Origin of the sequence: Gordonia paraffinivorans, from assembly GCF_900683595.1 — a bacterium.
In the GTDB taxonomy this organism is placed as follows: domain Bacteria; phylum Actinomycetota; class Actinomycetes; order Mycobacteriales; family Mycobacteriaceae; genus Gordonia; species Gordonia paraffinivorans.
Genome location: NZ_CAACYD010000006.1, coordinates 694,004 through 718,200, shown reverse-complemented (window position 1 = coordinate 718,200; position 24,197 = coordinate 694,004). Strand labels below are relative to the sequence as shown.

The 24,197-nt window shown below is 67.9% G+C and carries 25 protein-coding genes and 1 tRNA gene; 18 read left to right on the top strand and 8 right to left on the bottom strand.

Going from position 1 to position 24,197, the window contains the following annotated elements; genetic code table 11:
• Positions 1 to 60: 60 nt before the first annotated feature.
• The 3 genes from E1P53_RS10220 to E1P53_RS10210 all read left to right on the top strand — a co-directional run bounded on the left by E1P53_RS10220 (position 61) and on the right by E1P53_RS10210 (position 2,180).
• Positions 61 to 807, top strand: a complete 747-nt coding sequence (locus E1P53_RS10220; protein WP_244941183.1) for an ABC transporter permease — start codon at positions 61 to 63, stop codon at positions 805 to 807.
• Between the two features lie 51 nt (positions 808 to 858).
• Positions 859 to 1,920 (top strand): ABC transporter substrate-binding protein, encoded by a 1,062-nt coding sequence (locus E1P53_RS10215; protein ID WP_131734242.1) that lies wholly within the window; start codon positions 859 to 861, stop codon positions 1,918 to 1,920.
• Between the two features lie 62 nt (positions 1,921 to 1,982).
• Complete coding sequence (locus E1P53_RS10210) at positions 1,983 to 2,180, top strand: hypothetical protein (protein WP_131734241.1); 198 nt, start codon at positions 1,983 to 1,985, stop codon at positions 2,178 to 2,180.
• 129 nt (positions 2,181 to 2,309) lie between these two features.
• On the opposite strand, the gene E1P53_RS10205 is transcribed toward E1P53_RS10210, so the two are convergent.
• Positions 2,310 to 3,152, bottom strand: a complete 843-nt coding sequence (locus E1P53_RS10205; protein ID WP_131734548.1) for an alpha/beta fold hydrolase — start codon at positions 3,150 to 3,152, stop codon at positions 2,310 to 2,312.
• Positions 3,153 to 3,299: 147 nt separating this feature from the next.
• Between E1P53_RS10205 and E1P53_RS10200 the strand changes: the two genes are divergently transcribed.
• From E1P53_RS10200 to E1P53_RS10190, 3 genes are all read left to right on the top strand, one after another.
• Positions 3,300 to 3,875 (top strand): TetR/AcrR family transcriptional regulator, encoded by a 576-nt coding sequence (locus E1P53_RS10200; RefSeq protein WP_131734240.1) that lies wholly within the window; start codon positions 3,300 to 3,302, stop codon positions 3,873 to 3,875.
• Between the two features lie 294 nt (positions 3,876 to 4,169).
• Positions 4,170 to 4,679, top strand: a complete 510-nt coding sequence (locus E1P53_RS10195) for a hypothetical protein (RefSeq protein WP_308071142.1) — start codon at positions 4,170 to 4,172, stop codon at positions 4,677 to 4,679.
• Between the two features lie 282 nt (positions 4,680 to 4,961).
• Positions 4,962 to 5,543 carry a hypothetical protein gene (locus E1P53_RS10190; protein ID WP_131734238.1) on the top strand — a complete coding sequence of 194 codons (582 nt, stop codon included), beginning with the start codon at positions 4,962 to 4,964 and terminating at the stop codon, positions 5,541 to 5,543.
• Between the two features lie 228 nt (positions 5,544 to 5,771).
• Here E1P53_RS10190 and E1P53_RS10185 read toward each other — a convergent pair whose 3' ends face one another.
• From E1P53_RS10185 to E1P53_RS10170, 4 genes are all read right to left on the bottom strand, one after another.
• Positions 5,772 to 7,322, bottom strand: a complete 1,551-nt coding sequence (locus E1P53_RS10185) for a hypothetical protein (protein ID WP_244941158.1) — start codon at positions 7,320 to 7,322, stop codon at positions 5,772 to 5,774.
• A gap of 282 nt (positions 7,323 to 7,604) precedes the next feature.
• Positions 7,605 to 7,680: transfer RNA gene (locus E1P53_RS10180), tRNA-Thr, on the bottom strand.
• An 85-nt stretch (positions 7,681 to 7,765) separates the two neighbouring features.
• Positions 7,766 to 8,623: an esterase/lipase family protein gene (locus tag E1P53_RS10175; protein ID WP_131734237.1), complete on the bottom strand. Its 858-nt coding sequence runs from the start codon at positions 8,621 to 8,623 to the stop codon at positions 7,766 to 7,768.
• A 31-nt stretch (positions 8,624 to 8,654) separates the two neighbouring features.
• On the bottom strand, positions 8,655 to 9,299 hold the full coding sequence (locus tag E1P53_RS10170; protein WP_131734236.1) for a hypothetical protein: 645 nt from the start codon (positions 9,297 to 9,299) through the stop codon (positions 8,655 to 8,657).
• A 234-nt stretch (positions 9,300 to 9,533) separates the two neighbouring features.
• Here E1P53_RS10170 and E1P53_RS10165 point away from each other — a divergent pair, with 234 nt between their 5' ends.
• The 5 genes from E1P53_RS10165 to E1P53_RS10145 all read left to right on the top strand — a co-directional run bounded on the left by E1P53_RS10165 (position 9,534) and on the right by E1P53_RS10145 (position 14,096).
• On the top strand, positions 9,534 to 10,403 hold the full coding sequence (locus E1P53_RS10165) for a DUF8176 domain-containing protein (RefSeq protein WP_244941157.1): 870 nt from the start codon (positions 9,534 to 9,536) through the stop codon (positions 10,401 to 10,403).
• Positions 10,404 to 10,474: 71 nt separating this feature from the next.
• Positions 10,475 to 11,650, top strand: coding sequence for a hypothetical protein (locus E1P53_RS10160; protein ID WP_244941156.1), 1,176 nt, complete (start codon positions 10,475 to 10,477; stop codon positions 11,648 to 11,650).
• A 320-nt stretch (positions 11,651 to 11,970) separates the two neighbouring features.
• Positions 11,971 to 12,453, top strand: a complete 483-nt coding sequence (locus E1P53_RS10155) for an enoyl-CoA hydratase (protein WP_131734234.1) — start codon at positions 11,971 to 11,973, stop codon at positions 12,451 to 12,453.
• A gap of 141 nt (positions 12,454 to 12,594) precedes the next feature.
• Positions 12,595 to 13,302, top strand: coding sequence for a hypothetical protein (locus E1P53_RS10150; RefSeq protein WP_131734233.1), 708 nt, complete (start codon positions 12,595 to 12,597; stop codon positions 13,300 to 13,302).
• A gap of 107 nt (positions 13,303 to 13,409) precedes the next feature.
• Complete coding sequence (locus E1P53_RS10145; protein ID WP_131734232.1) at positions 13,410 to 14,096, top strand: 4a-hydroxytetrahydrobiopterin dehydratase; 687 nt, start codon at positions 13,410 to 13,412, stop codon at positions 14,094 to 14,096.
• 58 nt (positions 14,097 to 14,154) lie between these two features.
• On the opposite strand, the gene E1P53_RS10140 is transcribed toward E1P53_RS10145, so the two are convergent.
• Positions 14,155 to 15,345 (bottom strand): NAD(P)-dependent malic enzyme, encoded by a 1,191-nt coding sequence (locus E1P53_RS10140; protein WP_040527249.1) that lies wholly within the window; start codon positions 15,343 to 15,345, stop codon positions 14,155 to 14,157.
• 277 nt (positions 15,346 to 15,622) lie between these two features.
• Between E1P53_RS10140 and E1P53_RS10135 the strand changes: the two genes are divergently transcribed.
• The 3 genes from E1P53_RS10135 (at position 15,623) to E1P53_RS10125 (ending at position 19,765) form a co-directional block, all read left to right on the top strand.
• Entirely contained in the window at positions 15,623 to 16,273 is a 651-nt protein-coding gene (locus E1P53_RS10135; protein WP_131734231.1) for a GntR family transcriptional regulator, read from the top strand.
• Positions 16,270 to 17,538, top strand: coding sequence for an MFS transporter (locus E1P53_RS10130; protein ID WP_131734230.1), 1,269 nt, complete (start codon positions 16,270 to 16,272; stop codon positions 17,536 to 17,538). Before E1P53_RS10135 ends, E1P53_RS10130 begins: the two co-directional genes overlap by 4 nt.
• A 112-nt stretch (positions 17,539 to 17,650) precedes the next feature.
• Positions 17,651 to 19,765 carry a DUF6541 family protein gene (locus E1P53_RS10125; protein WP_131734545.1) on the top strand — a complete coding sequence of 705 codons (2,115 nt, stop codon included), beginning with the start codon at positions 17,651 to 17,653 and terminating at the stop codon, positions 19,763 to 19,765.
• Here the strand turns inward: E1P53_RS10125 and E1P53_RS10120 are convergent.
• Positions 19,759 to 20,811, bottom strand: a complete 1,053-nt coding sequence (locus tag E1P53_RS10120; RefSeq protein WP_131734229.1) for a pirin family protein — start codon at positions 20,809 to 20,811, stop codon at positions 19,759 to 19,761. The two genes, E1P53_RS10125 and E1P53_RS10120, sit on opposite strands and share 7 nt — an antisense overlap.
• A gap of 108 nt (positions 20,812 to 20,919) precedes the next feature.
• Here E1P53_RS10120 and E1P53_RS10115 point away from each other — a divergent pair, with 108 nt between their 5' ends.
• From E1P53_RS10115 to E1P53_RS10105, 3 genes are read left to right on the top strand one after another with little or no spacing between them, the layout of a single operon-like run.
• A complete protein-coding gene (locus E1P53_RS10115; protein ID WP_131734228.1) occupies positions 20,920 to 21,327 on the top strand; it encodes a winged helix-turn-helix transcriptional regulator in 408 nt (135 codons plus the stop codon).
• Positions 21,324 to 22,205 (top strand): LLM class flavin-dependent oxidoreductase, encoded by an 882-nt coding sequence (locus tag E1P53_RS10110; protein WP_131734227.1) that lies wholly within the window; start codon positions 21,324 to 21,326, stop codon positions 22,203 to 22,205. The genes E1P53_RS10115 and E1P53_RS10110 overlap by 4 nt, the downstream gene beginning before the upstream one ends.
• Positions 22,206 to 22,248: 43 nt before the next feature.
• On the top strand, positions 22,249 to 22,890 hold the full coding sequence (locus E1P53_RS10105) for a TetR/AcrR family transcriptional regulator (RefSeq protein ID WP_040527247.1): 642 nt from the start codon (positions 22,249 to 22,251) through the stop codon (positions 22,888 to 22,890).
• Between the two features lie 28 nt (positions 22,891 to 22,918).
• Here E1P53_RS10105 and E1P53_RS10100 read toward each other — a convergent pair whose 3' ends face one another.
• Positions 22,919 to 23,248, bottom strand: coding sequence for a hypothetical protein (locus E1P53_RS10100; protein ID WP_006901527.1), 330 nt, complete (start codon positions 23,246 to 23,248; stop codon positions 22,919 to 22,921).
• Positions 23,249 to 23,415: 167 nt separating this feature from the next.
• Between E1P53_RS10100 and thiM the strand changes: the two genes are divergently transcribed.
• Positions 23,416 to 24,189, top strand: a complete 774-nt coding sequence (thiM, locus tag E1P53_RS10095) for a hydroxyethylthiazole kinase (protein ID WP_131734225.1) — start codon at positions 23,416 to 23,418, stop codon at positions 24,187 to 24,189.
• The last annotated feature ends 8 nt before the right edge of the window (positions 24,190 to 24,197 follow it).

Here is a 24,197-nt window from a genome sequence, read left to right as displayed (position 1 = left end):
AGAGGCGGTTTCGGCGCCGGTGGGGTGCTCGCGGCCGCGCGGTTCCTCGGTTCGCTGACGATGTCGTTCGTGCTGATCCTGGTGATCTGGTGGCTGTTCCTGTTGGACTACCCCGACATCGGTCCGATCATCGGACGCACCCCCGCCGACGTGTTCGAGTTCCTGTTCACCGACCCCGACTCGAAGGTCGCGCGGGACAGGATCTTCGACAATCTGTGGATCACCCTGACCGACGCGGCGATCGGCTTCGTCGCGGGCATGCTCGCCGCGGTCGTCGTCGCCGCGATCTTCGTCGTATCCCGTCCGGCGGCACAGACCTTCATGCCGATCGCGATGCTGCTGCGCTCGGTGCCGCTGGTCGCGATGACCCCGCTGATCACCGTCATCGTCGGCCGGGGTGTCGCGCTGGTCGCGGTCATGGGCGGCATCGTCGTGTTCTTTCCGGCCCTGGTCATGATCATGACCGGCCTGGCGAACGCGCCCAGGCAGATCGGCGACGTGATCAGCGTGTACGGAGGCGGACGCTGGACCGCGTTGCGCCGCTCGGCGATTCCGTCCGCGGTGCCGTCGCTGTTCAGCGCGGCCAAGGTGTCGGTGCCGGGTGCTCTCATCGGCGCGACCGTCGCCGAATGGCTCGGCACCAACAAGGGGCTGGGTGCCTCGCTGCAACAGGCGCTGCCCTCGGCGGCCTACGACGAGCTATGGGCCTCCGTCCTCGTCATCACCGTCTCGTCGATCGTCATCTACGCCGTGGTGGGTGTCATCGAGACGGTCGTGCTGTCGCAGATGGGGATGCGGCAGACCTGAGATCGCATCGGCGCGAGCTCGTAACAGCTTCGGGTGAAAGGTGATTGTCACATGGTCGGTTCCTTCGATCGTCGGTCGTTCCTGCGCTACTCACTGATGGCGGGTGGTGCGGCCGGTGCACTCGGCCTCACCGGCGCGCTGTCGTCGTGCAGCAGCGGCGACAGCTCGGGTGGCGGTTCCTCCGCCATGAACCCGAAGGTGCAGCTGTCCTGGCAGAAGAACATCGAGTTCGCCGGCGAGTACTTCGCCCTCGAGAACGGCTACTACGAAGAGGAAGGGCTCGGCACGCCGGAGCTCCTCACCGGCGGCGGCGCCGGTACCGGTGTGGAGACCGGCCTGACGTCGAACAAGGTGTGGATCGGCATGACCGCGCCGATGCTGACCGCCCCGGTGATCCTCCAGGGCGCCAAGTTGATGACCGTCGCGGCCACCTTCCAACGCAACCCGTTCTGCATCGTGTCGTCGGCGGAGCGTCCCATCCGCAGCCCGGAGGAGATGAAGGGTCGCAAGATCGGCGTACAGGCGTCCAACGAGAACGTGTTCAAGGCGCTGCTCACGGCCAACGACATGACCGAGTCGGACATCCAGAAGATCACCGTCCAGTACGATCCGACGCCGCTGAAGAACGGCGAGGTCGACGGCTGGGTCAGCTACGTGACCAACGAGCCGATCACCCTGGAGGCCGGCGGTTTCCCGAACGTCAACTACTTGTTCGCCGACTTCAACCTGCCGCTGGTCGCCGAGACACTCGTGGTGCGCCAGGAGACCATCGACAACGAACGCGACAAGGTCAAGGCATTCCTGAAGGCCGACATCAAGGGTTGGTACGACGCGGTTGCCGACCCGGCCGGCTCGGCCAGGCTCGCGGTCACCAAGTACGGCAAGGACCTGGGGCTCGACGAGGCGGAGCAGACGAAGGAGGCCATCGCCCAGAACGCGCTCGTCGTCTCCGAGGACACCAAGGTCAACGGCCTGCTCACGATGACCGACGAGCTCATCGAGCAGAACATCGAGGCGCTGGCCAAGGCCGGCTACGACATCAAGGCCGAGCAGATCTTCGACATGTCCCTCATCAAGGAGGTCTACGAGGAGAACCCCGATCTGAAGCGATGAGCCGCCCTATCATGGGGGTACGGTCGTGGGGTCATGCGCACCGAGGAGCGAGGGAGCAGTCGATGTCGGACTTCATCCGCAAGATCAAGGACGAGGCCAAGGCGGTCGCGGCCGCGATCGACCAAGAGCTGACCGTCCTCGAAGGCGTGCCCGGGTACGACCCGCTCGCAGATGACACCGATACCGACGAGTCGTCGGAGAGCGCGACCGGCGAGGGGCTGGTCGAGGAGACGCCGGTCGAGGGCGAGGCGGCGAAGTAGTCGATCTCGCCGACCGGATCAGCGTCGCACGTGCCTTCGAAAGCGGGACCGTTCGCGATCAGGACACGCGATGACGGTCGTCGGGTGGCGTCCACCCGACGACCGTCATCGACTGCGGGGTTCTCCCGCTCACTTCTTCACGAACCGCAGCAGGGCCTCGTTGACCTCTGCGGCATGTGTCCACAACAGGCCGTGAGGGGCGCCGTCGATCTCGACGTACTCGGCCTCCGGGAAAGCCTCGTGGAAGCGCCGGCCCGTGGCGTCGATCGGCAGGATGTTGTCGGCGGTGCCATGCAGGATCAGCGCCGGCTTGCCCGAATCACGAACGGCGGCAACGTCGGAGCGGAAGTCCTCGATCCAGGTCGGGACCACGGCGTACGCCGCGACCGGTGCGCTGCCGACGGCGGTGTTCCAGTTGGCGTTCACGACCTCCTGCGAGATGCGGCTGCCCAACGTCTCGTCGAGGTTGTAGAAATCCTTGTAGAACTGGGTGAACCACGCGTAGCGGTCGTCCTTGGCCGCCTGAACGATGCCGTCGAACACGGACCCGTCCACCCCGTCGGGGTTGTCGTCGGCCTTCACCAGGAAGGGTTCGAGGGAGGCGAGGAACGCGAACTTCGCGACCCGCTCGGTACCGTACTTGGCCGCGTAGCGCGCGAGTTCTCCTGTGCCCATGGAGAATCCGACGAGGATCACGTCCCGCAGATCCAGGGTCTCGAGCACCGTGTTCAGATCGGAGGCGAATGTGTCGTAGTGGTATCCGGTGCCGACCTTGCTCGACTTGCCGAAGCCACGACGGTCGTAGGTGATGACCCGATACCCGGCGTCGAGCAGCGCGCGGGCCTGGAGCTCCCAGCTGTGGCCGTCGAGGGGGTACCCGTGGATCAGGACGACGGGCTGTCCGCTCCCGTGGTCCTCGTAGTACAGCTCGATGTCGGTGGTGTTCTCTTTTCCGACGGTGATGTAGCCCATTTCGATCACTTCTCTCTTCTTGAGGCGGTGGGGATGATCGTTGTTCCGGCTCCGTGGAGAACGTTCGTTCTCCGCGGTGATTGCTAGACTAGAGAACGAGCGTTCCCCGCGCAAGGGGTTTGTCGGAAAAAGAGAGGACGGTGCGCTGTGGCATCGGCGAACGGCACTGCGATCGACCCCCGTGAGCAGGTGATTCGTGCAGCAGATGAGCTGTTCAACGCGCACGGTGTGCGTGCGGTCGGCATGGACAGGGTGCGCGACGCGGCGGGCGTCTCACTGAAGAAGATCTATTCGCTCTTCCCGTCCAAGGAGGCGCTGATCCTCGCCGTGCTCGAGGGTCGCAGCCGTCAGTGGAACGATGGGATCGCCGCGGCGGCGGAGGGTGCCACCGGTCCGCGTGACAAGCTGCTGGCGATCTTCGACTTCCTCCTGCACTGGTTCGGCACCGACGAGTATCGCGGTTGTGCGTTCATCAACGCGTACGGGGAGCTGGGGGCCGAGTCGCCGGCGGTGGCAGAGGCGGTTCGGCGGCAGAAGGCCGACTTCCAGGAGTACGTGGCCGGCCTCGTCGCCGAGCTCGGCGGTCCTCGACACCTCGCCGCGCAACTGGCGATCCTGGCCGAAGGAGCCCAGACCACCGCGGCCATCTCCGGTGGTGTTCAGGCCGCAGTGGACGCACGAAGCGCTGCCGAGATTCTGATCGATCACGCGCTCGCCAGTTGACGATGATTCACGTTGGCGCGCACCCCGCCGGTGAAAAGTGGGTCAAGTGAACCATTTCCGAGACATTTTCGATGAATGATCTCTGTCGCAGCAAATTTGAGCCAGAATCGTGATTTCGAAAAACCTGGCCATACTGGCGGGTAATTTCTTCTCCTAATCTCCGGACGTCGTTGATCCGTCGGGGTGTGTCTACGGCACGTGTTGTAGAGCAATGGATCACGTGTACCCGAAAGGAAACAGATGCGATTCTCTCGGCTCGCGACTGCTGGAATCGGATTGGCGGCCGCAGGTGCTGTGGCACTCGCCGGTGGCGGAGAGGCCTCGGCTGCGCTGTTGCCCTTGTCGTACCCGCACCAGGCGTCGCTCGCCAACGGCAAGTTGTCCGTGAAGGTGACCAACGATACGTCGAAGACGGCGAAATGCTGGCTGTCGGTGCACGACGCCACCAAGGAGTCGCAGCTGGACCTGCGTGCTGCTGCGGTCAACGCCATCCTGGTAACCGGGATCGAGTCCGGTGTCCTCGACAGCGCTCGCGCGGACGCTCGCGAGGGAGCGCTCCACATCCTGGCGAACGGTGTCTCGGTCTCCAAGGGCGGATCGACCACCAAGACCTGGGACTCGGGTCGCACCGAGACGTCATACGCGATCTACCAGGAGTGCACGACCCCTGATCCCCTCACGGGCCTGACGGTCAACGGATATGCCCGGGCCTACCGGGTGACCGGAACCGGCCGGGCTCCCGATGTCCCGGGCGGCGGCGGCTCCACCGGCAGTCTGGAGAACATCTTCGGCGGCCTCTTCTGACCTGACCTCCGTCGGCGGGGAGTGCGGGCCATGATGCCCGACTCTCCGCCGGGGCGTTGGTGGACGCCGCGCCGGCGATCGGCGCGGCGCGGGATCTGCTGTTTTCACGACGACCGGCGAGGACGGTGTCGCTCCGCCTGTGCCGGGTTGCGTCGTGTCCGGGGACGGATCGGAATCGTCCCCGGAGAACTCATTCCGCTGATGCCGACTCGTCGGTGTGTCGGGTCGTGTCCGCGACACATGTTGTCGATTCAGCGGATCGCGTGTATCGAAAGGAAACAGATGCGTTTGACTCGACTGGCCGCAGCGGGAATCGGGCTGGCGGCGTCGGCTGCGGTGGTCTTCGCCGGGAACGGTGAGGCATCGGCCGCGCTGCTGTTGCCGTCGGCTTACCCGCACGCCCAGACGTTGACCGACGGAACGTTGTCCCTGACGGTGACCAACTCGACGACCAAGACGGCGACGTGCTGGGTGTCCATCCACGACGCGAGCAAGGAGAGCCAACTCGATCTGCGTGCGGCCGCGGTCAACGCGATTCTCGGAACCGGTATCCCGTCTTCCTTGCTCGACAACGCCCGCGCGGATGCCGCTCAGGGTGCGCTCGAGATCCTGTGGGACGCCAGGACGATCGCCAAGGACGCCTCGGCCACCGGCACGTGGAACTCGAACCGTGCCAACACCTCCTACGCGATCTACCAGGAGTGCACCACTCCCGATCCTGTCACCGGCCTGACGATCAACGGTCTTGCGCAGGTCTACAAGGTGACCGGCACCGGCAAGCCCGCCGACGGCCCTGGTGGTGACGACGGCCCCGACAACTCGGGCAACGGTAGCCTGAGCGGCCTGTTCGGTGGCCTCGCCTGAGTCACCCCCGCGGTGAGTTGGGTCGGGTGGCCTCGCGGCCGACGACCCCACCGGCCGAACCGGTGCCGGGTGAGCCCGACTCTCCCGGTCTCACCCGGTACCGGTGCCCGCGCTCCGATGTCCTCACGGTCGGTCTCCATCCTGTGCGCCCATGGGCTCGGGAAGCGTCCTACCACAATGGCGGGAGCCGCGGTCCGTAGACCGGTCGGTCGGTGGGCCGGCTTGCGATCAGTCCGTCGACTCCCCGCTGTCAGAACCGTTTTCGGACGAAGTGGAATGGGTCGATTCATCGACGTCTCCCCGCGTCGGCGTCGACGTATCCGAGGTCGGCCTCTCCGAACTCGAGTCGGTGCCGTCTGCGTCCCCGGCGTCACCGCCTTCGTCTCCGTCCTCACCAACCGCTCCGGGATCGGCCGGAGACCTGGGATCACGGTCCTGAGAAGGGGTTTCGTCCTTCGACGTCTGATCGTCGGCCGGTGCTTCGTCGGCCGAGGTATCCGGCCCCCCGGTGCCGGTCTCGCCGCCATCGACCGAGGTGACCCCGGGCGGCACGATGCCCTGATTCGGCGGCACGATGCCCTGGTTCGGAGGTGGGGTGGGATTGTCCTCCGGTTCCTTCGGCTCGTCGGGGTGGGCCGGATCGAACGGCAACGAGCCGCCGTCGTCCATCGGCACGGCCGAGGTGTCCACCGAGGGACGTCGGATCGGGTAGAGATCCTGTGCCAATTCGTCCCAACGCTCGAGATCACCCTTGTCGTAGCGGATTCCGAGCTTCTCGTAGACGACTGCCAACAGTAGTGCGAGCGGATGCGCGGCCTCGTAGACCGCGTACGTGGTGTTGTGGCTCGTGAACAGCTTCGGATCGCCGAGTCGCATGAGGTCGTCGTAGTTCTGCGGACCGTTGCCCGAGCGAATCGTGATGTAGCCGGCGATGTTGACCAGCATCGAGCTCAGCGGCCGGGTCGGATCCCACTGGAAGTTGCTGACCGGGTCGCCGACGATGATCACCGAGACGACCTTGGTCTTGCCGGAGGACTCGGGGTCGCGCGCGCCATTGGCCTTGATTCCGGCGGCCTCGACGAACGGCTTGAGCCAGGGCATGGTGTCGAACCACGCCTTGATACCCCATGGGCTCCGGGGGTCGGAGATCACGAGGATTCGATCCTTGTCGGGGAGGATGAAGTCGTCATCCCACTCGCGGTCGTCGGTCGCGGTGTTCTCGGGTGGGTCGTTGAGCGGCTCGAGGTCGTTCGGGTGATCGCGGACGTCGGTGACGATCACGACGGGCCGGCTGGGCGTCCCGGGCCGGCCGCCACCGAGGTCCGCGAATGCCTCCATGACCGCGAGATCCTGCTTCATCGCGGCGACGGCTTCGTCGCGGCCCGGTGCGAGAGGCGCGAGCGGAGTCGGGCGGCCGGCGGCGGTCAGGCTCACCGGGTACCCAGCGGCGGGCGGTTGCCGGTCTCCCCTCGTCGGCAGGCCCGCGATGAGCATCGTGCCCCCGTCGGGCGTGGCGACCTTGATCGTCCCGCGCGGCAGCCCGGAGAAGGGGTCGGTGGTGCTGCCGTGGCGGTACGGCGTCCCGTCACGGGCGACCTCGCGGTCGACGAGTGATTCGACCACCGCGGCGACGTTGGTCGAGGCCACGGCGATGGGCACGACCGAGGCGAGGGCCAATGCGCTGAATGCCAGGGAGGTTGTCGTGGAGCGCGAGGACGCCCGGAACGGCTTCGTGGTGCGCGCCGACCACGCCCGGCGTGATCTGCGACGTTCCCCCACGTGTCCTCCTATTGTCGGAGTGAGTTTATTGAGGTCGAGCGGATGGTGTCTGTCATTCGAACGTATTAAGGCCCGCAAAACCGGCAGAACGAACATGGTTCGCGCGGGTGTCCGGCTCTTCGGAGGGATCTCGCCCGCGGCGCCGTTCGGCCCCGGCGACCTCGGCCGATCGCGCGCGACGCAGTGACGTGGCAGGCGACATCGGTTGGGTGCGATGCACCGATCGGAAAAGCAGAAACGGCGTCCTCGGGGTTTCCGGGAACACCGTCTGGCTGTGACTCGTGGAGCCGCCCAGGGGAATCGAACCCCTGACCTATTCATTACGAGTGAATTGCTCTACCGACTGAGCTAGGGCGGCGTGCTGCGCGAGGCAGCGCAGACGAGTCTAGCGAGTCGACGGCCCGCAGCAAAAACCGGCTCGGACTTTCCTGGCCTGGCGTGCCTCAGAGGGGATAGTCAGACCCGCAGACGACGGGCACCGGGTGGGTCGGATCAAGCGCGTTGCGGACCAGCGCGGCCACCGTCGGGGAGTACGCCATGCCCACATGACCGATCTTCGATGCCGGGCACACGTCCTGGACCAGCGTGTTCGTCACGTTCGGCCCCGGGGGCATCAGCGTGACCCGGTAGGGCGTGGAGATCTTGTCGAACCGGGTCGCGAAGTTCACGTAGCGGATCGTCGGATGCCGCGGACCCCAGTCGGCCTCTCCGGGGGCTCGGGCCGGGAGTCGGTCGGTGATCGATCCGACCCGGGACGTTCCCTGGTGCGTGGCCGACAACGAGACGATGGTGTCCACCTGCGCGGCCCGTCCCGGCAGCTGTGTCACCAGCTGTGCGATCGCCCCGCCCTGACTGTGCCCGACCAGGTCGACCTTCGACGCGCCGGTGGCGGCGAGGACACGATCCAGGAACGACGCGACCTGCCCGGCGGCCCGCTCCTTGTTGCCGAGTCCACCGGTGTTGCCGCTCCACGACGCCTGCCCGTACGTGGTGCTGAAGACGCAATAGCCGGCGTTGGCGAGGGTCGGGGCGAGGTACGCCCAGTTGGCGCTCTGATTCATCGCCGTCGCGTGCAGGAGGATCACCGGGTCGCGGCCCTGGTCGTCGCGGCAGTCCCACCGGTTGCTTCCGGCCGGCGCTTCGGTTGCCGGCGAGAAGTAGTGGTCGGCGACGGCCTGGTTGACGTCGGTGGTGACGGGAAACGGCGCCGCGTGTGCGGCGCCCGGGGCGAGAGCGAGCGCGGCGGCGAGACCGGTGGCCGCTGCGAGGAATCCGGACCGGAGAAGACGCATGGAAATCATTGTCGCGCGTCACCTACTCATCCGTCTGCACCTACTCATCCGTCTGCACCTGGTCATCCGTCTGCACCTGGTCATCCGTCTGCACATCGTCATCCGTCGGTACCTCGCGCCGCAGGAATTCGACGCCCCGCGGCGAAAGTGCGTAGCCGACCTCCAGGCTCTCGGTGAGGCCGAGCTTCTTCAGCTTCGTGACGTCGGCCTTGAAGCTCTTTCGGTCCCGGCCGAGTGCGGCGGCCAGCTCGGTGGACACGACGCCGGGGCGTCGCCCGATGAGAACCAGGACCGCGCGCGTCCACGGACCGTGCCTGGACCGTGCGTCCATCCCATCCAGGCGGGCGCGGATGTCGGTGACATCGTCGTCGGACAGGTTGTCGTCGGCGCGCAGCGCGATCCGCGGGTCCTCACCGATGCAGCGCAGGCCGATCCGGTAGGTGGGATTGTGGGCGTTGACGCACAGCGCAGCGCGCACGTCGTCGGGGCTGTCGTATGCGGCGCGACTCGCGTCCTGCGCCGTGATGCGGTCGGGGTCGACCTTCTCGAGCGACGTCACCTCGATGACGTGACCGAGCGCGATGAAACTAGACCCGACGCGGATGCGGGAACGTGCCCAGCGTCGGAACGCGAGATCGACCGATCCGTCGGCGACCCCGCGCGCCACGGCCGCGGTGAGAAGCACACGCCCGAGCCTAACCGCGGCCGGATTCGGCGATCCGTGATTCGACGTTCTGTGATTCGACGTCCCGGGTCGTCACCCTGTGGACGACATCTGAGACCTTCCTGAGAGCTGATGTAGGGTGACCCGAGATCAGCGACAGCCTTGTCGCTGGCGCCTTCGGGGGGATTCCTGCGGTGTCGTGCTGTCGCGTGCGTATCGACGACGACGATCGCCGTTCGGGGGAGGGGGATTCTGGTGCAGTCGCGCCCACGGTCTCTGTGGTACCCCGATCTCCCCGCATGGCCGTCCACCGGTGCCACGCCGGCCGCCGATCTGGCCGCTCACCTCGCCCGATTCCGTTCTGTCGATGCGGTTCAGCCGCCTGACGCAACATCCTCGATCGCCGTCCTCGACGCGCCGCAGCAGATGATCGACGAGGCGGAGAACTTCCCTGGACGCGTCCCGATGGAGGTTCCGGATCGCCCGTCGGACCTGGATGCGTTCCTCGCAGAAGCAGAGAAGTCGGTCCGGGAGAGGCGAAAGGCCGCTTCCCCGGAGGAGCCCGCGTGGCGCCGGCTCCTACGTCCTCGCCCGCGAATCGCCGCTGCGGCGGTCGCAACCGTTGTGATTGCGGCCACAGTTGCTGTCGCGCTGTCGATCACCGGCGGCGGGACGGAACGACCCGTCGCGGGCGACACCACGGAGTCCGTTGCACCGACCGACGCGTCGAACTCGCCTGCGGTGAGGGTGCCGGCCTGCGCACAGCTCCCGGTGGGTGCGGGGTCGACGGTGTCGAACAGCGACGACAGGGGCGATCAGGAATCCGGCGAGGGCGCGATCCGCGCGTTCAATTATGCGTACTACGTGCTGCGGTCGGCGAAAGCCGCGCGGGCCGTGACCGCCCCCGGCGCGGTCGCATCCGAATATGTGATGCAGCAGTACATCGACCAGCGTCCTGTCGGCACCGAGCACTGCCTGAAGATCGGCGAACTCGAGCCCGGCGAGTATGCGGTGACGCTCACCGAGTTGCAGCCCGACGCCACGCCGATCACCTACAACCAGATCATCCGCACGTCCAAGACGGGCGGGAAGTATTTCATCGATTCCATCAAGGCTGTCGAATGAGTTCGCACGCAACAGCATTCGTCACACATGAGGTCTCGCGCATGCGGTGCGCCGGGGAAGGGTAGGAGAGGATGAGTCAGTCGCGGGGTCGGCATCGTAGGCGTCGGGTGCCGTCGGGGTCGGTGTTGTCGGTGACATCGGCTGTGGTTGCTGCGTCGATCACCGCGGGCGCTGGTGCGGCGCTCGCGGTTCCGCAGCAGGGTGGCACGGACCCGTCGGATGTTGCTCCGGGACAGGGTGGTACGTCGCCGTCGGATGTGGCGCCGGGTGCTCCGGAGTCGGGGGAGACGATCGTCCGGCCGGTGGAGGTTCCGGGGCCGGGTTCGATTCCGGGTCCGCCGGTGGAGGCTCCGTATCGTCCGTATGACGATTCGCTGGCGCAGTCGTATGACCAGCCGTATTCGCCGGTGATCACCAAGCCTGTTGCGCCGCGGGTTGCTCCGCCGGTGCGTCCGATCGCTCCGCCGCCGGAGAAGATTCGTATCGGCAACTTCGTGTCGGATATTCCGGAGGGGTTGTCGGAGAAGGATGTGAATTCGATCAATGCGTGGTCGGCTTATGGTGAGGCGAAGATCGCGCAGGGTTTGATCTCGCTGGGTGTGCCGGAGGATGAGGCGTCGCGTCGTGCGGCGGCGACGATCATCGGTGTGATGGCCGGTGGTACGGCTGGTGCCGTGGCGCTGGGGATTCCGTCGGCGGTGGTCGGCGCGGTTGGTGGTGCCGTCATCGGCGGATCCATCGGCTCGGTTGTTCAGCCGATGCCTCTCCAGACCGGCCCTGGCGCGTTGATCGGTGCAGCTGTCGGCGGCGCGGGCGTAGGAGCGGCCGGCGCTGCGGTGGGATTTGCGGTCGGTGGCACTGTCGGCGGGTTGCTTGCATACGCGCTGGGTGCGGGTGATCCGGGTGCGAATCCCGATGAGCCGTGGAAGAAGGACGGTCCTCGTCGCGCTGCCCCAGAGATGAAGGGGCCGAACCAGTTCGAGTTCCATCTGTCTGCTGATCAGGCACGCCGTTCGGGTCTTCCGGCCGTCGACTACGTGGTGAACAACCGCGGTGATGTGGACGTGAAGGTCGGTGCGTCTCAATACAAGTGGTCGGGAGCGCAGGCGCGCGCGCCGTATGCGGTGCTCGGCTCTGGTGTGGCGAAGTCGGTTCGCCACTGGACCCGAACGCAGTCGGACAATCTGAAGCGTGCTGTGCCGGGGAGTGACGTTCGGTGGCCCGGTGAGGGCTCTGCGGCAGGGTAGATCCACGCCCATGGTTCCGCGGAGAGTGGTCGAGATCCACGCCGCCGGGCGCCTGATCTTCAGTTTCTCGTCGGTTGGTGAGCGTTCGTGGCCACGACCTCACGAAACCCGTCACGGTTTCGTTCGGTCCCCGCCCAGGTGAGACGACGTCCTGGGAGATCCGGACTGGATCCGGCCCGGTGCAGCTGACGGTCGAAGCGGTGGCGATCAATGGTCCGGTGCGCGTGCCCGCGGGTTATGGGGGGCGCTGTGGATGTTGGGCCCCTGATCTCCGCGAGTGTGATGAGCCGCTGACGATGTGGCGTGAAATGGAGGGAAGAATGAAGAAGTTCCTGGCTGTCGCGGCAACGGTGTGTGCGGCCATCATGTTGTCGGCCGGTGGAGTCGGGGTGAGTTCTGCCGCACCGATTCCCCAGGTCTCGACGACCGGAAACGATTTCGGGATGTTCGGTGATCATTCGTTCTGTCGAGGGTCGGTACGGGTGACCCTCGACGCGCCCGAGAAGACCCGCGGGATCGTGCGGGTGACGGTTCGTTCGCACGGGTTCACCGGTGAGGGTGCCTCTTGGAAGCGAAACCCCAAGTGTCGGATCAAGTTTGCATCGATCTACACGAGGGCCCGGGCGTATTACGCCTACAAGTGGAATACCGTCAGCTTTGGGCCGAGGCGCGGAGAGACCAAGACCTGGGACGTGCATACCGGCTCTGGACTGGTGGGGTTCACTGTGAGTGCGTACTCGGCGAACAGCCCGGTCGCAGTGCCCCAGTCCTATGGCTACGGCGGCTACCTTCTGGTTTCCTAGCCCGTTCAAGCGTGCTTCGGAGCCAGGCGTTCGACGCTGTGATGCGCGAGCGGCGCTGTGCCGAGGCCTGGATACGGGTTGTCGGTAGAGACAACAGGCCATGGCGGTCACGGCGACCACCTTCTGGTTCCATGAGGACTGATGACTGGTTCAACTCCTCTTCGCGACGGCGACCCGCAATCCTGGGATGAGCGGGCCGTCGTCGTCTGTGGCACGGCGGGCGGCGTCGGCACGTCCGTCGTCTCAGCGCTGCTCGCCGAGTATCGCGCGGCGTCGGGTCTCGGCCTCCTGTCCTGGTGGGTCGACGCGTCGTGCAACGACTGCGACATCGAGCTCCGCCTTCGCGGCACCGGCGATGACGAGTTGTTGCGCACCTCGTCGGGGACCGGTCTGTGGCTTCCTCCCGAGGAGACGACCGTCACCGACGCCGTCGTCGAGGTGTGGCGCCAAGGGGCCGTACCCGTCGTCGACGCCGGCGCGCATCCGCTGACGCTGCTGCCCGAACTCGCCGAGGACGACCTGCCGAATCTCACCCCGGTCCTCGTGATCAGCCCGCGACCGGACCTGCTCAACCGGGCACGTGTCGTCTTCACCGAGTGGGACCGCGCCGGAGTGCTGGAGCAGACCGTCGTCGTGATCACCACCCCGCTGCCCGTACCTCGGCAGGAGGGACTCGCCGAGATGCTGGTCGGTGTGGTGTCCGGCGCGGTCGGCGGTGTGATCGGCCTCGACTACGATCCGGTGATCGGAGCGGGAACCGGCCTCGACGCCGAAGCGCGCCGCGGCTTCCTTCCGGCGACCGCCGCGACCATCGCCGAACTCGCCTCGGCCACCTCCAACCGGCGCTGAAGCCCCGGCAGGGTGCGACCTGGGGTATCGGGAGACGACACCCCGACACCCTTTGCGAACGCGGTGCCCCTTTCGGATCGGCCGCACGTGGAGCAGCATGGGGGAGTATGACCGGGTCAACACGCACGCCACTGTCCGCCGAGCAGGTCACCGAGACCGTTGCCGACCCGTGGCGCGTGGTCGCCGGGAAACTCGCCGCCGCATACCGCACGGGCTCGATGGTGAAGGGCGGCGAGTTCGTCTCCCGGATCATCGATGCCGCCGAGGAGGCGAATCACCATCCGGACATCGACCTGCGTTACGGCTCGGTGCATCTCACGCTCACGACGCACAGTGCGCACCAGCTCACCGAGGCCGACGTGGCGCTCGCGAACCGGATCACCGGAATCGCCGCAGACATGGCACTCGAGGTGTTGCCGGCGCCCGCGGCGGCGATTGACCTGGCGATCGACGCTCTCGACATCGCGGCCATCAGCCCGTTCTGGAAGGCCGTGCTCGGATACTCCGACGGTCATTCGGAGGAATTCGCCGACCTCGTCGACCCGTCCGGGCGGCTACCGACGGTGTGGTTCCAGCAGATGGATTCGCCACGCAAGCAACGGAATCGGGTCCACTTCGACCTGTTCCTCCCACACGATGTGGTCCACGGACGCCTGCAGGCCGCGATCACCGCGGGCGGTCAGCTGCTGTCGGACGACTACGCGCCCGCATGGTGGGTCCTCGCCGATCCGGAGGGCAACGAGATCTGCCTGTGCACCTGGCAGGACCCGGACGACCAGATGATGTCGCTCTGAGACGAGACCAGCGGGGGCCGAAGCCCCCGCTGGTCGAATTCTCTTGGTGGACCGACCCTTACGAGCAGAGACCCTCGTCCTGGGCGGCCTTCGCGACCGCGGCGGCGACGGCCGGGGCGACGCGCTTGTCCAGCGGGCTCGGCACGATGCGATCTGCGGCGAGGTCGTCGGCGACAACCGAGAAGATGGCGTCGGCGGCAGCGATCTTCATGCCCTCGCTGATCCGGCGCGCACCCGCGTCGAGAGCGCCCCGGAAGACGCCCGGGAACGCGAGCACGTTGTTGATCTGGTTCGGGAAGTCGCTGCGTCCGGTGGCGACGACGGCCGCGTACTTGGCGGCGGTCTCGGGGTGGATCTCCGGGTCGGGGTTCGACAGCGCGAACACGATCGAGTCCTTGTTCATCGACGCGATCAATTCCTCGGGGATGACACCGGCCGAGACGCCGATGAAGACATCCGCACCGGCGAGCGCCTCGACCGCGCCGCCGGTCACACCGCGTGGGTTGGTGCGCGAGGCGAGCTCGGCCTTCGACTCGTTGAGGCCGTCACGGCCCTGGGAGACGATGCCCTTCGAGTCGAGCACGATGACGTCGGTGACGCCGGCCGCGAGCAGGATGTTGGCGCACGCGACACCCGCGGCGCCGGCGCCGGAGATGACGACGCGCAGGTTGGTGATGTCACGGCCGAGATGGGTGACGGCACCCTTCAGGGCGGCGAGGACGACGATGGCGGTGCCGTGCTGGTCGTCGTGCATCACCGGGCAGTCCAGCGCCTCGATCACACGGCGCTCGATCTCGAAGCACCGCGGTGCCGAGATGTCCTCGAGGTTGACCGCGCCGAAGCTCGGGCGCAGGCGGATGAGGGTCTCGACGATCTCGTCGGGGTCCTTGGTGTCCAGGACGATCGGGATCGAGTTAAGCCCTGCGAAGCTGCGGAACAGGGCCGACTTGCCCTCCATGACCGGCAGCGACGCACGCGGGCCGATGTCGCCGAGGCCGAGAACGGCCGAACCGTCGCTCACCACGGCGACCAGCCGGTCGGTCCAGGTGTACTTGTTCACCAGGGTGGCGTCGGTGTCGATGGCGCGCGAGACCTGGGCGACGCCCGGCGTGTAGGCGATCGACAGGTCGCGCTGGGAGTCGATCGGCGCGCGCAGCTCGACCGACAACTTGCCACCGGAGTGAGCCAAGAAGATCTCTTCGTCGGTGATCGGCATGTCGGCGATCGAGGGTTCGGGGATGTCGCCCATGCGTGTGTCCTCCGTGCTCGTCACGGTCGGGTCCTCCTGGGTGCCGCGCACAGTGCGGCGCGGGTTGCATCGTCTCGCCGGCGACGCTGCCCGCGAGCTATTCAAATAACCGCGTCTACGCGAGCGGGTGGCTCAGCGGACGCGGTCGGGCCGCGAAGAGCGGGGGTGGACGCTCGTCACGGCTGCATCAAGTGTCTCACCGTCCCACCCAGTGGAAGCGCCGGGGTATGGGGTGGTCAGGGCTTCATCGGGCATTGGTAAGGTACAACTTGTGTCTATGTTGCATACTTCGGCCGAATCCGCTGCTGAGCGGGTGTATGCCGAGGTCAAGGAGCAGATTCTCACCAACTCCATCGCCGGCGGCGAACTGATCAGCGAGGGCGAGATCGCCGCGAGGTGCTCGGTGAGCCGCACCCCGGTGCGCGAGGCGTTCCTGCGTCTGGAAGCCGAGGGGTGGATGCGTCTGTATCCGAAGAAGGGCGCGCTCATCGTGCCGATCGGGCAGCGGGAGAAGCGGGACGTCGTCGACGCCCGGCGCCTACTCGAAGGGCACGCGGTGCGGTCGGTGACGTCGCGTCCGGGCGCGGTGCCCGAACTCGTCGCGCAACTGCGCGAGAACCTCGAGGCGCATCGACACGCCGATCCGTCCGACGTCGTCGAGTTCTCGCGTCTCGACGCCGAGTTCCACCAGCTGATCGCGGCGGCGGGCGACAACCCGATCCTGGCCGACTTCTACGTCACGCTCGGCGAACGTCATCGCCGCATGACGATCGCCTCGGTCTATCGCGACGCGGCCGTCGCAACCCGCATCCTCGAGGACCATCTCGAGTTGCTCGACGCCATCGAGGCCGTCGACGCCGACCGTTTCGAAGAACTCCTCGCGGGGCATCTCGCCGGAGTCCACGACCTGCCGGGAGCATCCGCATGAGTGACAACACGTCCCGTCTCGGCTGGCCGGCGGTGTCCCTGGCGGTGTTCGCCACCGCGTGGGGCGGCAACGAGTTCACCCCGCTGCTGGTGATGTACCGGCAGATCAGCGGCCTGTCGCCGGTCGTCGTCGACGCCCTGCTGTTCGCCTACGTCTTCGGCATCGTGCCCGCCTTGCTGATCGGCGGTCCGCTGTCGGACCGCTTCGGACGACGTCCGCTCATGCTGCCCGCGCCGGTCTTCGCGGCACTGGGTTCGGTGCTGCTCGCCGCCGGCTCCCAGTCGGTCGCCCTGTTGACCGTCGGTCGCGTCTGCAGCGGGATCGCGCTCGGCCTGTCGATGGCCGTGGGCGGCAGCTGGATCAAGGAACTCTCCGACCGCGACGGCGCGCGCCCCGGATCGGGCGCGGGACGCGCCGCGATGAGCCTGACCGCCGGTTTCGGCATCGGCGCCGGAGTGGCCGGCGTGCTCGCCGAGTGGGGTCCGAAGCCGCACATCCTGCCGTATGCACTGAACATCGCGATCGCGATCGCGGCCGGCGTTCTGCTGACCCGAGTGCCGGAGACACGGCTGCGCCGTGCGAACCCGGGCCCGCTGCTCGACGACCTGCGCATCCCCGCCGCCGGGCACCGCCGGTTCCTGTTCGTGGTACTGCCCCTCGCGCCGTGGGTCTTCGGCGCCGCCGCGTCGGCGTACGCGATCATCCCGGCCGTCATGGCGGTCCGCACCTCCGGCGCGCCCATCGCCTTCGCTGCGCTGTGCTGCGTGCTCGGCCTGGGCGCCGGATTCGCCATCCAGTCCGTCGGGCGTCGCATCGACGTGCCTGGGACGTCACGCGGCGTGGTCGTCGCCCTGACGACCCTCGTCGCGGGGATGGCCGTGGCTGCGGCGGCGGCACACGTCATGACCGTGTGGCTGGCGCTGGTCGCCGCGACGCTGCTCGGCTGCGGCTACGGCATGGCGCTCATCGCCGGGCTCCTCGAAGTGCAGCGCATCGCCGGGCCCGACGACCTCGCCGGGTTGACCGCGGTCTTCTACAGCGTCACCTACCTGGGCTTCGCCGTGCCGGCCCTGCTGGCGTGGATCTCCCAGACGTGGACGGCGGTCACCTACACCGAGATGTTCGGCTTCGGCGCGGTCGCCGCCGTGGGCTGCCTCGGCGTCGTCGTGGCAGGGCACGCGCGGAACCGGCCCCGGATCGAGGAGATCGTGATCGACGCCGACGTCGTCGACGACGGGGCGGTGGTCACCGGACAGTCGCGGTGACCCGTCGCCGGGTACCCTGCTGAATGTTTGGTCGGGGCCGGTCAGTCGGACGACGGGACGTGAGGTCCGACCCATTCCGGTGTGACGAGCGACTGTGGAAGGGCACGGGCTGATGGTGCTGGCGGCGTGGGTGGTCATCGTTACCGCGCTCGTGCTGATCCTCCCCGGCGCCTTCGTCGGCCGCCGCATGAGCCTGCCGTGGCCGGTCGCCTTCGCGGCCGGGCCGGCCATCACATTCGCGCTGGTCTCCGTGCTCACCGTCCTGTACTCGGCCGTCGGTTTCGTGTGGAACCCCGTGTCGGCGCTGGTCGGCCTGCTCATCGTGCTCGTCGGCGCCTGGATCTGGTCCCGACTCCTGCAGACCGGCATCGGCCTGCGACTCGCCCCCGCGCCCGCAGACACCGGTGAGCCCGGCGTCGGCCGGACCGCGATCCTGCGCGTCGCGGCGGGGCTCGGCCTGGGCGGCGTCATCATCGCCGTCACCTGCATCCGGCCGGTGGCCAAGACCGCGTTCGCCGGTCTGAACAACATTTCCCAGGTGTGGGACTCGTTGTGGCACGCCAGTTCTCTGCGGTGGATCAACGAGACGGGCATCGGCTCGGCCATGCGCATGGGCGAGTTGATGAACTACGACACCCACGGGTTCAACTACTACCCCAACACCTGGCATGCGCTGGGAGCGCTGCTGTTCCCGTTGACCGGCGCCAACCCGGTCGAGATGTACAACACCTATTCGCCGGCGGTGCTGGCGGTCACGGTGCCGCTGGGGGTCGCCTCGCTGGCCTACTGGTTCGCGCGGCACCGCTACGACGTCGACACCTCCGCCCTCATCGCCGGGGTCGCCGGTGCCGTCGGCGCGCTGTTCCCGTCACTGCCCTACGTCGAGGTGCAGTTGACCTCGGTGCCGAACGCGGTCGGCGTGAGCCTGGCACCCGCGGTCGCCGTGCTGGTCATCAGCGTCGTCCGCGACCGCCGCCGCGTCGGACCCGCGGCCCTGGCCGTCTCCGGCGTGACGGCCACCCACCCGTCCGGCCTGATCCTGCTCGGCGTCATCGTCGCCCTGTGGTGGCTGCTGGAAGGGGCATGGCGTCCCGCGGCGAGCCGCCTCGCCGACCTCGCGACCCTCGCGGTCACCGCGGCCCTCACCCTCGTCCTGATCTTCCCGGTCGTGCTGGGCACGATCCGCGTCGCCGACACCAACGAGTTGCCGTTCTTCGACTTCCGCGAGGACGGGATCGGCGTTCTCGACGGTCTGGCCCAGGGGGCGTTCAACGGGACGATCCCGCTCAACCTCGACCACTACCCGAACTGGCCGCTCATCATCGTCACCGTCGTGGGCCTGGCCGTGCTGGCCTGGTTGCGATGCTGGGCCGGTCTCGCCGGATGGGTGGTCTTCGCACTCGTCACCACCAATGCGGTCGTCTCGCTCGGCCCGCTGTCGTATCCGCTCGGTGCGATCGGCGGCTACTTCTACAACTCGCCGCACCGCCTCACCTTCGTCGTCGCGATGTTCTCGGCCGCGGCCGCCGGAACGGCCATCGGCGTCGCGCTCGTCGCGGTGACCCGTTTCCTCGGTCGTCGTCTCGCGCCGTCCGGAGACGACGCCGCGCCCGCGCCGACGAAGAAGTCGCGGGTGCTGGTCGCCGCCACCTACGTCGTGCTGCTCGCGCTCATCGCGGGTGCGGCCGTGGTCCGGTACCCGCCCAACGCCCAGATCGCGTCCAAGGAACGCGGCGGCAAGTACATCGGCCCCGACGATCTCGTCGCCTACGAGTGGTTGGCGTCCCAGCCCGACGCCTACGACGTCCTGGTCCTCAACAACCTCGATCAGGGCACCGGATGGCTGTACCCGGTGACCGGGGTGACGCCGCTGTTCCCGTTCTATCGGGCCAACGAGTTCTCCGACCGGCAACGCGACCTCTTCTGGGGTGCCGCGAAGATCGGCGCCGATCCGGCGATCGACCAGATCGTGCGAGACCTCAACGTGCACTACGTGATCGACTCCCCGCCCAGCTACTGGGAATTCCAGCGCGGCCGACCCGATCCCGAGAACGGCCACCAGGGAGACCCGTTCCTCGAACTCCGCGAGAACGGGGCGCCGGGTCTCACCGAGGTGTTCCGTCAGGGCGAGACCGTCGTCTACCGGGTCAACGAGAAGGTCTACCCGCCGGCGCCGGTACCGGTCCCGCCGCCGGCGGAGGCGCCGGTTCCCGCACCTGATCAGTGACGCGGTCGCTCGACCCGGCCGTCCGGATACCGGGCGAAGCGGGTCTCCGACCGCGCATGCACCGGCGCGTCCGAGGGCCACGGCCAGCCGCCGAACCCTGTGCGGCGGTAGTCGTCGAAGGCCTGCTGGATCTCCTCGGCGCTGTTCATCACGAACGGGCCGTACTGCACCACCGGCTCGCCGATCTCGGCGCCTTGCAGGACCAGGATCGTCGCGGGCGAGTCCCCGTTGACGACGTGGAGCGCCGCCTTCCGGGACTGCTCGAACCCCTGACCGGATCCGACTGCCACGCCGTCGATCTCGACCCCGGCTCCCGTGCCGTGGACGTACAGCAGGCGAGCGGTGCCGGCGTCGGCCGCGGGCAGGTCGATCACCGCGCCCGGTTCGAGGTCGACGAGCCAGATGGCGACGTCCGACGCCGGGTCCGCCGCCCACGAGTGCGTCGGCGGGGCGAGCGCGGTCGCGTCGTCGAACCGTCCGGCGATGACTCGAACGACGGCCCGCGAGCCGTCCTCGCCGCGCGTCACCACCGGGATGTCCTCGCGCCACTGCATCGTGAACTCGGGATCGGCGGTCTTGTCGCGCGCCGGTAGGTTGAGCCAGATCTGGCACAGCTCGAAGGGGTTGTCGGAATCGGTGTCGAGCAGCGGGAACATCTCCGAGTGGGAGACGCCGCGGCCGGCGGTCACCCACTGGACGTCCCCGTCCCCGTATCGCGCACTGGCGCCGGTCGAGTCGGCGTGATCGACGACGCCCCTGCGGACGATGGTGATCGTCTCGAAGCCGCGATGCGGATGAGCGGGGAAGCCGGGGACCGTGCGCCCGTGGTACATGTTCCAGCCCGACGGATGCCCGAAGTCGCTGCCGAGTTCCCGGTCGGCGATGCCGGCGGCCGGGCCCATCTGCTCGTTGCCGGCGGGATAGGCGTCGACGTGGTGGGCGGCGAAGAGGAACGGGCCGACGCCGCGCCACGGGTGCCCGAGCTCGACGACGCGTCCCGCGGGGGCGGTCGGGGTCGCCGGACGGCTCTGTTCGGTGAAAGTCATGGTGAAGTTCCTTCCCATCGCTGTCTGCGATGCTGCCGGACTCAACACCGGCGACTCCACTCTTATTTCAAGAGTGCTCTCGTTTCGAGAGAGGCGTAGGCTCGCCGTATGGCTGAGATCCGGTCCACGGTGTCGGACGAGGTGACCGTCGACGACGTCCTGGCCGGCTCCGGGACCGTGCGCGCCGCGCTGGAGACGATCGGCGGCGTGTGGCCGATGATGGTCCTGATCGCCCTCGACACCGAGCCACGTCGCTACGGGGAACTCCGCCGCACGGTCACCGGCATCAACGACCGAATGCTCTCCCAGACGCTGCGCCGGTTCGTTCGCGACGGGCTCGCGGACCGCGGCGTGATGCCGACGCGGCGCTCCTGTGTGCAATACACGCTCACCGACCTCGGGGCCGAGGTGCGCGCGGCCGTCGCCGACTTCACGGCGGTGATCATCCGGCTCGCCCCGCGCGTCGAGCAGGCCCGCGAACGCTTTGATCGTCTATCCGGTGAGGAGTCCCCATGACCGACTACGGACAGCCGTTGCGCTTCGGGTTCTTTCCCAGCCCTCGCGCCGACAACCTCGACAACCTGCTGCGCATGGTCGAGATCGCCGAGGATCGCGGCCTCGACCTCGTCAGCATCCAGGACCACCCGTACCAGAAGCGGTTCCTCGACACCTGGACGCTGCTGTCGGTGGTCGGTGCGAGATCGTCGTCGATCCGCCTGTCGCCCAACGTCGCCAACCTCCCCCTGCGGCCTCCGGTGATGCTCGCGAAGGCGGCGGCGAGTCTCGACGTGATCACCGGCGGCCGAGTCGAACTCGGCCTGGGTGCCGGGGCGTTCTGGGACGGCGTGGTCGCCGCCGGGGGACCGAGGCGGTCGCCGGGCGAGGCGGTGCGCGCCCTGACCGAGGCGATCGCCGTCATGCGCGCCTTCTGGTCCGGCGGCACGGTCGATCTCGACGGAGAGTTCTATCCCGTCCACGGACTGCACGCGGGACCCCCTTCGGCGCACCGCATCCCGATCTGGCTCGGCGCACTCGGCCCGCGCATGCTGCGACTGACCGGCGAACTCGCCGACGCCTGGGTCCCGAGCCTGCAGTTCGTGCCGCCCGAGAAGGTCGCGGAGAAGAGCGCGATCATCGACGATGCCGCTGAGGCCGTCGGCCGCGATCCCGGCGAGATCGCGCGGATCTACAACATCGACGGCAGCTTCGGGACCGGTGGCGGCCTCCTCGAGGGAAGCCCTGCGCAGTGGGCGGAGCAACTCACCGACCTCACGGTGACGCTGGGGATGAGCACCTACATCCTCGCCACCGACGATCCGGATGATCTGGCGCGCTTCGCGGACGAGGTGGTGCCCGCGGTGCGGGAGCTCGTCGCCGCGGAACGGCAGGGTTGAGCAGCCGATGCCGGCGAACCCGGAGCGATTACGATCGGCGACCGTGCCACCCGTCGACGCCCCCACGCAGCCTGCGGCCTCCGCCGGCCGGCGCGCGAATCGCCGCGGGCAGGCCACGCGCGACGCCATGCTCGACGCGGCGATCAGGTCGCTGGCGTCGGGCGACCCGGCGTCGGTGTCGGGAAACCGGATCGCCAAGGACATCGGCGCCACGTGGGGCGCGATCAAGTATCAGTTCGACGACATCGACGGGCTGTGGGCCGCGGTCCTGCGCCGCACCGCCGAACAGCGCGGCGACCTGCCGGTCAGCGTGAAACCCGAAGCGCCGCTGGCCGAGCGGGTCGAGGCGATCGTCGACCTGCTGTACGACGGGCTGTTGACGAAGGAGTCCCGGGCGATCGAGACGTTGCGGGCCGCGTTGCCCCGCGACCCGGACGAGTTCCGCCGGCTGTTCCCCAAGACCGCGGCGGAGTTCGCGTCCTGGGGTCCGTCGTGGACGGACGCCTGCCAGCGGGCGTTCGCCGATCTGGGTGTCGACCCCGACCGGGTCAAAGAGGTCGCGGCATTCCTACCGGGCGCCATGCGCGGCCTCGTGTCGGAGAAGCAGCTGGGCAGCTTCCAGGATCAGGAGCTCGCCCGCAAGGGCCTCGCGCGGGCGATCGTCGCGCTCCTCTCCTCCGGCTGAGCTGCCGACGTGATCCTCGGCCTCGCGGTCAGCCCCGCCACACATCCATCGTTCGTGTCACCACGGTCTCGACCGCGAGGGTGACGACGCACAGCATGGCGATGCAGCCTGGGACGAAGACGAGCAGGTCGTCGATGCGTTCCCACGCAGCCGGACTCCACAGCGCGACCCAGGTGAGCACCAGTGCGATCGCGGTGGCGAGCTCACCCACGACGTTGACCGTCATGAACAGGCGTGCGCTCAGCTTGTGGCGCTTCGCCATGCGGCGGGAGAAGTGGAAGTCGGCTCCGAAGGCGAGCAGCAGGACGGCGAACACCGACAGCAGCACGCCGAAGTCGTCGGCTGTGAGATCACGCATGCCGACCATCGTGGCCCATGTGAGGCGGAGGCCACATGAGGACACCTGGCACCTTTTGAAACCGGCCTGAATTTAACCGGCTTCTGGCTGGAGCACTCCGCATGCATCTGTATACAACTAAATGCAGTTCGAGTCCCGAAGTGCGAAGAACAAGGAGAACTGTGGAGATGGAGACGACCACCATCGAGTCGCCCGAGGTACAGGCCGCCATCGCGAGCCTTCGGGACACGGCGCCGTTCGTCTACGGCCTCACCAACTACGTCGCGGCGAACCTGAGCGCCAACGTCCTGCTCGCGCTCGGCGCCGGACCCGCCATCGGCGCCGCCCCGGGCTTCACCGCTTCGTTCCCGGCAGGCGCCGGCGCCGTCTGGATCAACGGCGCGGCCCTGATGTCGTCGGTCACGCCGGAGGCGCTCGAGGAGGCCGCGGCCACCGCACACAAGGCAGGTACGCCGTGGGTCTTCGACCCGGTCGCGATCGGTGCCGGGGCCACCGAGTACGACGAGATCCTCAAGTCGTTGCTGAAGTACAAGCCGGCGATCATCCGCGGCAACGCCAGCGAGATCTCCGCGCTGGCCGGCGGCGAGGGCGGCAGCGGGGTCGACTCGACGCTCGACTCCTCCGAGGTCGTCGACACCGTCAAGCAACTCGCCGTCCGTCTCGACGCCGTCGTCGCGGTGTCGGGGCAGGTCGACTACCTGTGCGACCCGGCCGGGCGTGCCACCTCCGTCGAGGGCGGCGACGCACGCATGCCGCAGGTGACCGGAACCGGTTGCAGCCTCGGCGCATTGAGTGCCGGATTCTGTGCGGTCACCGATCCGTTCACCGCCGCGCGGGCCGCACACGCCGCGTTCGCCGCAGCAGGTCAGCGTGCCGGGGCCCGCGCCACCGGCACCGGGTCGTTCGCCGTGGCCTTCGTCGACGAGCTCTCCGCACTCTGACGATCCCC